Here is an 11,929-nt window from a genome sequence, read left to right as displayed (position 1 = left end):
ACGACAGTGAACGATGGCAATCCGGCGGAGGTCGCGGCGGCCATAGCGGCCAACGTCCAGCAGGTGATCAAGGGCAAGCCGGAGCTGGTCCGGATGGCGCTGGCGGCCCTGCTGGCCGAGGGGCACCTGCTGATCGAGGACGTGCCGGGCCTCGGCAAGACCACGCTCGCCCGCTGCCTGGCCCGCAGCGTCGGCGGGCGGTGGAGCCGCATCCAGTTCACCCCGGACCTGCTGCCCGGCGACGTCACCGGCGTCACGGTCTACCACCAGAAACAGGAGCGGTTCGCGTTCCACCCCGGTGCGGTCTTCGCCAACATCGTGGTGGCCGACGAGATCAACCGCGGCACGCCGAAGACCCAGTCGGCGCTGCTGGAGGTGATGTCCGAGCGGCAGGTGACGGCGGACGCCATGACGTACCAGGTGCCCCGCCCGTTCCTGGTGGTGGCGACGCAGAACCCGATCGAGATGGAGGGCACGTACCGGCTGCCCGAGGCGCAGCTCGACCGGTTCTTGATGCGGCTCCCGGTGGGCTACCCGGATCTGGCCGCGGAGGTCGAGGTGATCATGGACGACCGGGCCGGGGTGAGCCCGGACGACCTGCCCGAAGTGGTGGGGATCGAGGTCGTCCGGGACGCCGTGGCCGCCGTGCGCAAGGGGCACGTGGATCCGGCCGTCGCCGAGTACGCCGCACGGGTGGCGCGGGGTACCCGGGAGCACACGGACGTACGGTACGGCGCCAGCCCGCGGGGCTCCATCGCGCTGGTCCGTGCGGCCCAGGCGCTCGGGGCCGTCCGGGGCCGGTCCTTCGTCACCCCGGACGACATCAAGGAGGTGGCCGTCCCGGTCCTGGCCCACCGGCTGGTGCTCACTCCGGAGGCCGAGCTCAGCGGGCGGACCACCCCGGACGTCGTCGGGGAAGTCCTCTCCACCGCCCCTGCCCCCATGACCGCTGGGTCCTGACGGAGTGTCCCGCAGCGTTCGCCTGACCGGGCGTGGGGTCGCGCTACTCGCCTTCGGCGTGCCCATGCTGGGATTCGGGCTCTGGGGCGCGTACCCGTTCATGGCCGCGCTGGGGGCCGCCGCTCTCGGCGCCGTGCTGGCGGCGGTGCTGCTCACCGCGCGCACGCTCCGGGTCGAGGTACGCCGCTCCGTCTACCCGGGCCGCGTGGAGAAGGGCGATCCCGCCATGGCCCGGCTCCGGGTGAACAACCCGGGGCGTCGCCGCCTCGCCGCGTTCACCACCACCGACACGCTGGGGGAGGCCACCCGGACGATCCGCGTGCGCCCTCTGCGCCCGGGGGCCGGCGCCTCCTACACCTACGAGATCCCCACCGGCAGACGCGGCCGTCTCACTGTCGGCCCCCTCACCCTGCACCGGGTGGATCCGCTGGAGCTGGCCCGGAGCCGCCGCCCCACCGGCGCCACCGACACGCTCTGGGTGCACCCCCGGCAGCATCCGGCGCGCGCCCTGACCGGCGGCCACCGCCGCCACCATCACGACGGCGCCACCACGGACGACGCGCTCCGCGGCTCGATGGAGTTCGTGGACCTGCGCGAGTACGCCCCCGGCGACGAGTTCCGCCTGCTGCACTGGAAGGCCACCGCCCGGACGGGCCGGCTCATGGTCCGCGAGCTCGCCGACCCCGAACAGCCCCGCTTCACGCTGCTGCTGGACACCCGGGCCACCACCTTCGCGGAGGACCCTTTCGAGGAGGCGGTGGACACCGCGGCCTCACTGCTGGTGGCCTCCGCCCGCGCCGGGCACCACAGCCGGTTGATCACCCCCGCCGGGCTGGACGTACCGATGCCGGGCGGCCCGAAGGCGGCACTGCGCCTCCTGGACGAGCTGGCCCAGGTCGAGCGGAAGGGCGGCCGGAACAGCGCGCTGGTGCCCGCCGCGCTGTCGGCCGGGCGAGGGGCGGGAGGCGTCCTGGTGGTGGTGACCTCCGTGACCACGCATCCCGCGGAGCTGGCCCGGCTCCGGCCCCGGTTCCCCACCATCCACATGATCGTGCTGGCGGAGGAGAAGCCGGTGGCCGTCACGGTTCCCGGGGTGCGGATCCTCGGCGCCGCCCGTGCGGAAGAGGCGGTTCGGCGCTGGAACGAGGTGGCGACGGCATGATCGGGCTCCTCATCCGCGCCCGGCCGACGGTCTGTGTGGTGCTGGCGGCCGTCGTCGCCGGTCTGCTGTACGCCGGGGTCTTCGAGTTCAGCGCCCTGCTGGTGCCGGTGTGCGTGCCGGCCGCCGCGGTGCTGGCGACGGCGCTGGCCTTCTCGGGGCGGCGGCTGGAGCCGTGGCGGCCGCTCGCCACGGTCGCCACCGGCGTGATCGCCGTCGGCGCCACGTCCCTCTGGACGACCACGCTCTTCGGCCTCCCCACGCCGCGCACGCTCCAGGCCGTGGCCGCGGGGATCACCGACTCCTGGCGGCTCACCCTGCAGTTCACCTGGCCCGCCCGGCCGGAGGCGCCGAACCTGCTCTTCATCCCGATCATGGTCGTCCTCGCCGCCGTGCTCGGCGTGGAGCTCGTCCACCGCCTCCGCGGCCCGCTGCCGGCGCTGCTGCCGAGCCTCGCCATCGCGATCTCCCGCCAGTTCTACGGCCCGCTGGAGGCGGAGCCCGGCGTGGCGGTGCTCGGCTCCCTCGCGTACGCCGCGGCCGCCGCCTCGCTGCTGGCCGCCGTCCGCGCCGGGCCGGCCACCGAGACCTCACGCGCGGAGCGGCAGCTCGGCCTGGCCCTGACGCGGGCCGTGGCGCCCGTGATCCTGGCCGTGGCCGCGGCGGTGCCGGCCGGGCTGCTCCCGGGGGCCCGGTCGGAGGCGTACACACTGCGGGAAGAGATCTCCGCACCGGTCACCAACGTCCAGGCGACCAGTCCCCTGGACGACCTCGCCGGCCGGCTCACCGCGTCCAGCACCCCGGTCTTCGAGGTCCGCGGTGGCGGCGCGGGCGTGACCCACTGGCCGCTGGTCGTGCTCGACGAGTACGACGGGGTCAACTGGACCGGCACTCAGGACGGGTTCCGCCGCCTCGGCGCCGGCATACCGCGGAGCCCGCTGCTCACCGGGCCGGTGAAGCGCCGTACGGCCCGGATCGAGGTCGTGGACACCGGCGGCCCGTGGCTGCCGAGCCAGTATCCACCGGCCCAGGTGGACGGTGCCGCCCCGTTGGTCGATCCAGAGCGCGGCACCCTCCTGCTGCCCGAAGGCTCCGCCGCCGGTGCCGAATACCTGCTGACGTGGTGGGAACCCCAGCAGATCGACAAGGACACCTTCCGCAACGCGGGCTTTGACTGGACGGCTCCGGGCGGCCGCGATCCCCTCGGCGAGGACGTGCCGGACTGGGTGGCGCCGAAGGCGAAGGAGGCCTCGGGGGACAAGCGCGCCACCCTGGAGACCGCCCTGACGATGGAGGCGTATTTCCGAGACAACTTCACGCACGTGACCTCGGGGGAACTGCCGACCGGGCACTCCTGGCACAACTTGAAGGAGTTCTTCGATGAGCGGAGGGGGACGAGCGAGCAGTTCGCCGCCGCCTACGTGGTGCTGGCCCGGACCAGGGGCATCCCCGCCCGCCTGGCGGTCGGGTATAAGGCCCCGCCCGCGTCCGGTGGGGCGTACACGGTTCGCGGCGGCGACGCCGGCGCCTGGCCCGAGGTGGCGGTGAAGGGAGTCGGCTGGGTGCCGCTCAACCCCGCCGGCACCGCCGAGGCCGCCGGCGCCGGAGGCGGCGGGCTGGCGGAGTCCACCCAGAAGTTGCGCGACGAACTGCCGCCCCCGGAGGACCTCAGCGAGCCGCCCGTACGCCCTGATGCCCCCGCGGGCCGGCGGCAGAATGACGGAGACGCCGGGCTCAGCGTGCCATGGTCCCTGCTGCTCCTTCTGCCCCCGGGCCTGCTGCTCGCGAGCTGGCTGTTCGGGGTGCCGGCGGCCAAGGCGTTGCGGGCCCGGCGGCGTCGGCTCCGGCCCGGCGAGGGCGCGGTGGTGGGGGCATGGAAGGAGGCCCGCGACCTGTTGAGGGCGTACGGCGTCCCGGTCTCCGCCGGCATGACGCTGCGCGACCTCACCACCGAGGCCGCCCGCACCGCCGATCCACCCACCGTGACCGCCCTCGACAATCTCGCCGTCGCCGTCGACGTGGCCCTCTGGGCCGGCGACATCCCCGGAAAACAGGTCAACCGCCAGGCCTGGACCGCCGTACGCGCTGTCCGCCTCGGCCTGGCCCGCCAAGGCTCCTGGCCCCGCCTCCGCGCCGGCCTCAACCCCCGCCCCCTACTCCCCCTCCGCACCATTCACGGGGAAGGCTTTTGGCGGAGAAACCGCAGGTCGCCGCTCCATAAGTCGTCCCCATAGCGCCTGCCCAGGGTGTGACGCCCCAGCCCCCCGCCACGTGTCCCGGACGGTCGGTGGGGCGGGGATCACGATTGGCAGGTGGCCTTGCGGATCGGCTTTGGTGCGCTCGTCCAGTGGCGGCCGCTGCTGTCCATGCCCGTGACCTCGAAGCAGTACGCCTCCTGCGGGTCGATCTTCACGACGGACTCCGTGGCCCGAGTGGGCGGGAGCGACTTGGTCTGCTCCGCGGTGGCATAGGTGACGACGAAGTCGAGGGACCGGCTGCTGGTCCACTTGAGCTTCACGGCGTTGGCCTCATCCCTGACTTCGACCAGCTCTATCTGGACGTCGGGGCGGGGAGCCTGGGCACGGGCCTGGCTGGTCTGGGCCGCGCCGGGCGGTGTCTTCGGGTCGGCGAGCTCCTCGGGGCGGGAGATGATGAGCAGTACGGCCACCACGGCGAGCAGCGCGAAGCCGGCTATCGCCACCGGCCCCCATCGCGAACGCCGCCCCTCCTTCGCCCGGTCCTCCGGGGTGAACTCCAGGATCGGCTTGCCCAGCGGCGACGGCTGGGGAAGGGGTGCGCCCGCGGGCGGCGGGGGGGCGGGCGGCGCCACCGCTGGCGCCGGCGGTGGCGGGGCCTGGGCGGGTAGCGGCGGCACGTCCGCCGTCGCGCCCGCGAAGTCGTCGAAGGCATTGCCCGGTTGCGCGGGCCCGCCCGGTTGCGCGGGCCGGCTCCGCCCGGTGTCGCCGGCGTGGAGCGCGGTGAGATGGTCGGCCACCGAGGCCGCGTCGGCTGGACGGGTCGCGGGGTCCTTGGCGAGCAGGCCGGCGACCAGGTCCGCCAGGCCCGGCGGCAGGCCGGGCCGGTCGAGCGGGGGCACCGAGGTGCTGAGCGCCCGCAGTACGCGCTCCTCGGGCGGCTCGCCCGGCGTGCCCGCGTACGGGGAGCGGCCAGCCAGCGCCAGATAGAGGATCCCGCCCAGCCCGTACAGGTCGGAGCGCTGGTCCGCGGAGCCGTCCCGGATGCTCTCCGGCGCCGCGAACTCCGATGGATCCGGCGGGAACACCTGCCGCAGCGTCACCCCGAAGTCCGCCAGAACCGGTTCCCCGGTGGCCCGGAAGAGCACGTTGCCCGGCGTGACGCTGCCGTGCACGATCCCGCTCCGGTGCGCGGTGGCCAGCGCCGAGGCGATCGCCGTGCCCAGGGCGAGGGCGTCCGGCACCGAGAGTGGGCCGAACGAGTCGATCAGCTCCGGCATCGACTGCGGATACAGCTCCATGCGGAGCGCGTGCCGCCCGCCGGGCATCTCCTCCAGGCGGTCGGCCACCAGGATCGGGGCCTGGCCGCGGAGCGCCGCCAGCCGGGCCAGCTCGTTCTCCACCTCGACGCGGGTCCGCCGGTCCAGCGGGCCGGGGAGGACCTTGAGGGCGTACGCCTCGCCGGTCGGCGTCACGCCGGCGTACACGCTGGCCGTGGGCCCGGTGCCCAGCGGGACGAGCTCGTCGTTACCGGTTCCGGTCGTCACGTGGCTGCCCTCGCGTTTCACTCGCCCGCCCTACCTCGCGGGCCCGCTGCCGTGTCAGCTACCTGCCGCGTCCGCCCCAGGGGGGAATCTACGGCCCATCGTAGGAACACCAGAACACACCCCGGAGCCCGTGACAGCAACCTGACGCGGCTCCGCACCAGATGGGAGGGCCGGGATGACGACCACGGGCCTGGTGCGGGTGACCATCGCGGCACCGCGGCGCCGCACCGACCTGGCGCTGCCGGAACGCTCGCCGGTGGCCGAGATCCTTCCGGGGCTGCTCCGCATGGCGGGCGGCGGCCTCGCCGACGAAGGGGTGCTGGACGGCGGCTGGATGCTGCGCCGCGCGGACGGCACGGCCGTGGACGGGGCACGTACGCTCGACGCCCAGCAGGTCCGCGACGGCGAGGTCCTGCACCTGGTTCCGCGCCGTACGCGGTGGCCGGAACCGGAGTACGACGACCTGGTCGACGCGATCGCCGACGGCGCGGGCCGTGCCGGGCGGCCCTGGGGCCCGGTGCACACCCGGATGGCCGGGCTGGTCACCGCGGGGACGGCGGTGGCGCTGATCCTGTACGCGATCGTCCGCGCGGGGCCACCGTGGCCACTGCCCGGCCTGGTCGCCCTCGCGGTCGCGGTACTGCTGATGGCCGGTGGGACCGCGCTGGCCCGCGCCGGCGGCGACGCCCGGTCCGGCGCGGTGCTGGCCGCCCTGGCCCTCCCGTCCGCCTTCGCCGGCGGTGCGATGCTGCTCGGCGCCGGCTTGCCGCTGGCCGGGTACGGCGCCCCGCAGATGCTCAGCGGGAACGCGGCGCTGCTGCTGGCGGCGGTCCTCGGTCACCTCGGCGTGGTCGGCCGTGCGGCGATCTTCGTCGGGGCGGCGACCGTGGGCCTGCTCGGAGCTCTGGCCTCGTGGGCGGTGACCACGGAGGCGGTCGACGCCACCGGCGCCGCCGCGGTGGTGGCCGGCCTGGTGATGGTCTTCTCGCCGCTGTTCACGCCGGTGGCGGCGCGGCTCGGGCGGCTGCCGATGCCGGTGCTGCCGCGTACGGCGGCCGACCTGGTACGCGACGACCCGCAGCCGCCCCGCAGGGCGGTGTACGCGGCGGTGCTCCGTACGGACGCCCTGCTCACCGGCCTGGTGGGGGGCGGCGCGCTGGCCGCGATCGTGGCGGAACTGACGATGCTCCGTACCTCCGGCATGCCGGTGACGATCCTGCTGGCCCTGCTCGCGCTGGGGTTCGGCGTACGGGCGCGGCTCTACCCGGCGATCCGGCAGCGGGTGCCGCTGCTGGCGGCCGGTCTGCTCGCCGCGGCCTGCCTGGCCATCGGTCCGCTGATGGCCGACGGGGAGGACCTGCTGGTGATCGCCGTTCCCGTGCTGGCCGTGGCGGCCGCTGCCGGCGTGACCGCGGGCCTGGTGTACGCGCGCCGGCGGCCGGGCCCCGTCCTCGGCCGCTACTCCCAACTGCTCGAAGCGGTGCTGGTGCTGGCCTGCGTACCGGTCGTCTGCGCGGTGCTCGGCCTGTACGGGCTGGTCCGCGGGCTGGGGGGCTGAACCGATGGCGACCAAGCGCGACGAGCTCCAGGCGTACCGGTTCATCGGCCAGCGGGTCTCGTCCGCGCTGGTGAGCCGGGAGACCGACCCCGAGCAGCCACCGTTCCGCCGGGTCACCAACTCGGCCATCGGCGGCCTGGTGATCGCCGCGATCGCGCTGCTGGTGGTGTACGTCTACGGCATCGTCGCGCCGGGCGGCAACACGTCCTGGCGGGACGGCAGGTCGGTGATCGTGGTCAAGGAGACCGGCGCCCGTCACGTCTACCTCAACGGCCGCCTGCACCCCGTACGGAACTACACCTCGGCCCTGCTGGCCCTGGGCGACAACGCGAAGACCCTCTCGGTCTCCCGGAAGTCGCTGATGGGCGTGGCCCGCGGCCCGGTCATCGGCATCCCCGACGCCCCCGACGCCCTGCCCGGCCCGAAGGAGCTGCTCCGTGCGGGCTGGACGCTCTGCTCCCGCCCCACCGAGGAATCCTCCGGCGCCGCGGCCGAGGAGTCCGCGCTGCTGGTCGGCACGGAACCCACAGGCGGCCAGGCCCTCGGCGAGCAGGCGCTGCTGCTGGAGGTGCCGGCCAGCGGGGACCATCACCTGGTCTGGCACGGCTACCGGCACCGCATCGACGAACGGGACACCGTCGACGTGGGGCTGGCGCTCGACGTGGAGCGGCCCACCCGGGTCGACGCCGAGGTGGTGGACATCCTGCCCGCTGGCGACGAGATCGCGCCGATCAAGGTGCCGGAGGCGGGCAAGCGTTCGACCGCGGTGCCGAGCGTGCCGAAGCTGCGCGCCGGGCAGGTGCTGGTGGCGCGTACGAGCGGCCGCGCCCAGCACTTCCTGGCCGAGCCGGACCGGCTGCGCCCCATCTCGGAGCTCCAGTACGAGATCCAGCTCGCGTACAAGGGCAACGCCAAGGCCTACGGCGGCGGCGAGCCCAAGGGGGTGGAGCTGGGCCTGGTCGCCCTGTCCGAGGCCGCCCAGAGGGCCGCGCCCGCGCCTTCACGCGGAGCCGCACCGCCCCGCCGCCCGGTGATCGCCGGCGCCGGACGCGAACCGGCCACGGTCTGCGCCACCTTCGACTCCGGCGCGATGGTGCCCCGGCTCCGCCTGGACGGCCGGATGCCGAACGGGCCGATGGCCTCGACCCCGGGCCGTACGGCCGAGGGGCTCCCCGTGGCGGACCACGTGTACGTCCCTCCAGGCCAGGCAGCCCTGGCCCGGGTGATGCCGAGCGGCACGCTCCTCCTCGTCACCGACCAGGGCCGCGCCCATCCCCTCGCCGACCGGCAGGTCCTCGGAATCCTCGGCTATCCCCGGGCCGATCCGGTCAGTCTGCCCGCGGGCTTGGTCACCCGTGTTCCGCAAGGCAGCGCCCTTGTCCCTGCCGCTGGGCGATCCATCTGATTTCCGAGGCTTGGGAGTGACCATGACCTGGCGCTGCTGCGGTGAGTGGGGGCGCTGAGCTGTGCCCTCCGGAGCGTTGACGTCTGTTCCTGAGCCGACGCATGAGCTTTGGCAGCTGGTGAAGGCGGCGGGGCCGCAGTGGCCGCAGCCGGACGAGGCGGGGCTGCAGGCCCTTGCCCAGTCCTGGCGTGCCGCCGGTGCGGACTTCGCGGCCACGGGCCGCTATGACACGAGTGGGCTGAACGGCCCCTGGGCCGATGCGGTGGGTGGGCAGTTCGCTGCGCGTGTTCAGGGAACGACCGCGCGCGCGGGTGAGACGGCGGCGGGTATGGAGGCCGTGGCTGAACGTACCGACGCGTTCGCGTACGAGGTGTGGCGCCTCAAGAGCAAAATCGTCGAGGCCATCAACGGCTCCATCCCGGCCTACGATGCGGCGGTCGCCGTCGCTGGCACCAGGTTCGCCGATCTCACGGGCGTCGGGCTGGCCGGGGTCGTCAACGCGGTCGCGTTGATGATCGACGGGCTCATTCAAGAGGCGGTCGCGCACATATCCGCGTATGGCACAGCGTGGGGGACCGCCCTTGATGTCGGCCGGGAGGTTCAGGGGGTCGGGCGGGGCATGGTCGACCACGGGGTCGAGACCGTCCGGGGCCTGCTCGGGACCGCCCAGCAGGTCATACAGGATCCAGTGGGAGCGGCCCAAGACGCCGCTGAGGGCTTCATGGAGACCGCTCAGCAGGTCATAGAGGATCCGGTGGGGGTGGTCCAAGGCGTCGCCGAGGGCCTCGTCACCCCGATCGTGGACGACTGGAACGCCGGTAACGAAGGCGAGGCGATCGGCCGGGCGATCGCCACTCTCGCTGAACTGGCCAGTCCAGGCAAGTTCAAATCTCTCATCAACAGGCCGGACGGCCCGTCACCTGATCCAGACCCGGCGCCTGCTCCCGCTCCAGAGCCTGCTCCCGCTCCAGCGCCGGCCCCCGCTCCAGCGCCACCCCGGCCCGCTCCTGGCCCCGCGCCCGCTCCTGGCCCCGCGCCTGCTCCTGGCCCGGACGCTGGTGCTCCGGATCCGAGCCCTGGTGTCCCAGGGCCGGACCTGGGGCCCGCACCTGCCCCGGGCGGTCCCGTCCCGGCCCCGGTTCCGCACGCCCCTCCCTCTCCGCCCGTCGGCGCCCCCGGCAACGCCCCCCACCCACCCGCGAACCCGCCCGGTGCCGGGGACCCCGATGGCCCGGACCCCGACGACGATGGGGGCGGTGGCCCGGACAGGCCACTGGCGCCCGGTGAACCCGGGCACGCACCTGATCGCACGCCCGCTTCTCCCGAGAGCCGCCCCGCGCCGGGCCCGCCGCCCAACCCGCATGGCGGTCCCGGCGGAGGCGGCGACGGCCCCGGCAGGCCAGACCCGCCGGAGCGATCCAGCGACTCGCCGGAGGCCCGCGACGGCACAGAGCCTCCGGAGACACGCAAGTCCGAGGATGGGATCAGGGAGGTCCAGGATGGGACCAGGGAGGTTCCGGCGTCTGACGGGATCAAAGCGACTCCCGAGTCCGGGGCCCTCGATTCGCGGCCTGCTCCCTTCGGTGGTGCCCTGAATCCGCACGGCAACGCACCCGTATCGGACCTCGGCGGACATGGCGACGCGCCGGACTCCAGGGGGAACACCACGGGCCAGGACTTCCGCGAGCCGGAACCCGCGCGTACCGGAGGTGGTGGTCCCGAGGCCTCCGACGCGGGCAGCGGCGCGAAAGATCCCCTACCCGCCCGGGTCGGTGCCGGCGAGTCGTCACCCAGCCCAACCGCGGGTGACGGCGGACCGACCACGGACCTCACGTCCAAGTCCGGCAACCCCTCAGACCCTCCGGTGCACACCAAGGCCGGCGACGAGCCGATCCCCGCGATGGCACACGGCGAGCCCGGCGGTGGGCCGGACCCGGCGCCGCCTCCCCACCGGGGCATCGATGTGCCACCTCCCGCCCCGCTCAACATCACACCCGACACCGACCCGAGGCCGGCAAGAGGCGGCAGACCGGGTGCTCCGCCGCCGTCACGCAATGACAGAGGCGGTTCGGACGATCCACAGAACCCGAATGAGGAGGATCCGGGGCAGCTCAACGATCCACGGAACCCGAATCAGGAGGACCGGGCGCCCACCCCGGCCTCCTGGCCGGGGCATCCGGAGGCGGCCGGGCCGAGCGCCAGTGACGAGGGCCACGGCGACGGCGCCGGCGAGTCTGACGGCGGCGAGTCTGACGGCGGCGAGTCTGACGGCGGCGAGTCCGACGTGCCGGCCAGGTTCTACGACGGCTTCGAGCCCGACGAGGACTTCTTCGACCCCGGCGCGCTGACCCCGGATGAGCTCGCCGCCCGTCAACTGCTCAGCAGGCTGGCAATGTACGGCGGGAATGCCACGGCTCGCGCGAAGATCGTCGCGGACTTCATCACGCGGCTCGCGGAACAGCCCGACCCGGGTCGTCTCGCCGTCGCCCGGCAGCTCGCGGCCCTCGCGGCGAAGGGGGTCCAGGACCTCCCCGCGGCCTTGGGGCGACTGCTCGGCCGGTTCCTCACGAACCCGGCGGTTGTAGGGGACGTGCCCGGCACAGCCGGACTCAACGCCGCGGTGGAGGAAATCATGGCGATGGCCGAAGGTCTGGTGACCGAGCACAACAAGGCCAGGGACGCCACCGCGCATCCAGGTGACCCTGGGGACATTGCGAAGGCGGTGGAGAACCTGGTCCGGACGGCGGAGAAGCTGGAAAGCCTGATCGAAGCGTTCGTCTCGGACGGCTTCGACCGCATCAGTTCCGTAGGGCAGCGCGCGGCCGGAATCGGGCTGCGCTTCGACCTCACCAGGCAGGGCGGAACGGGGTATGGCGAGCGAGTTGAGGATCTTGCCGGTCTGCCGGACGGGGCCCCAGCCGCGATGGGCGGCTCCGACGTCGGGACCGTTCTCACAATGGCCCAGGTAATCGCGGAGTGGCTGGCGCGACGCAAAAGGATAAGCCAGCTCAATGAGAAATGGAATGAGGAGGAGCGTGCCGAGGACGAAGCTCGAGAACAGGCCGACGATGCCGAGCAAGACGGTGATGACTAGGCCGACGACGC

General features: G+C 73.8%; 7 protein-coding genes. 6 read left to right on the top strand and 1 reads right to left on the bottom strand.

Annotated elements, in window-relative coordinates; translation table 11 throughout:
- Positions 1-6 precede the first annotated feature (6 nt).
- Genes ACH34W_RS49885 through ACH34W_RS49875 form a run of 3 tightly spaced genes read left to right on the top strand, consistent with a single transcriptional unit; the run spans position 7 to position 4,353 of the window.
- Positions 7-960 (top strand): AAA family ATPase, encoded by a 954-nt coding sequence (locus ACH34W_RS49885; RefSeq protein WP_395968313.1) that lies wholly within the window; start codon positions 7-9, stop codon positions 958-960.
- A gap of 4 nt (positions 961-964) precedes the next feature.
- Entirely contained in the window at positions 965-2,122 is a 1,158-nt protein-coding gene (locus ACH34W_RS49880; protein ID WP_395968312.1) for a DUF58 domain-containing protein, read from the top strand.
- Positions 2,119-4,353 carry a transglutaminaseTgpA domain-containing protein gene (locus ACH34W_RS49875; protein ID WP_395968311.1) on the top strand — a complete coding sequence of 745 codons (2,235 nt, stop codon included), beginning with the start codon at positions 2,119-2,121 and terminating at the stop codon, positions 4,351-4,353. Before ACH34W_RS49880 ends, ACH34W_RS49875 begins: the two co-directional genes overlap by 4 nt.
- 65 nt (positions 4,354-4,418) lie before the next feature.
- On the opposite strand, the gene ACH34W_RS49870 is transcribed toward ACH34W_RS49875, so the two are convergent.
- A complete protein-coding gene (locus ACH34W_RS49870; protein ID WP_395968310.1) occupies positions 4,419-5,861 on the bottom strand; it encodes a serine/threonine-protein kinase in 1,443 nt (480 codons plus the stop codon).
- Between the two features lie 175 nt (positions 5,862-6,036).
- Here ACH34W_RS49870 and eccD point away from each other — a divergent pair, with 175 nt between their 5' ends.
- From eccD to ACH34W_RS49855, 3 genes are all read left to right on the top strand, one after another.
- Positions 6,037-7,419, top strand: coding sequence for a type VII secretion integral membrane protein EccD (gene eccD, locus ACH34W_RS49865; protein ID WP_395968309.1), 1,383 nt, complete (start codon positions 6,037-6,039; stop codon positions 7,417-7,419).
- A gap of 4 nt (positions 7,420-7,423) precedes the next feature.
- Positions 7,424-8,824: a type VII secretion protein EccB gene (gene eccB, locus ACH34W_RS49860; RefSeq protein WP_395968308.1), complete on the top strand. Its 1,401-nt coding sequence runs from the start codon at positions 7,424-7,426 to the stop codon at positions 8,822-8,824.
- Positions 8,825-8,900: 76 nt separating this feature from the next.
- A complete protein-coding gene (locus ACH34W_RS49855; RefSeq protein WP_395968307.1) occupies positions 8,901-11,918 on the top strand; it encodes a hypothetical protein in 3,018 nt (1,005 codons plus the stop codon).
- Positions 11,919-11,929 lie beyond the last annotated feature (11 nt).

It is taken from the genome of Actinomadura sp. 6N118 (genome assembly GCF_044326415.1).
GTDB lineage: Bacteria > Actinomycetota > Actinomycetes > Streptosporangiales > Streptosporangiaceae > Spirillospora.
This window is presented reverse-complemented; position numbering and strand designations above follow the sequence as displayed.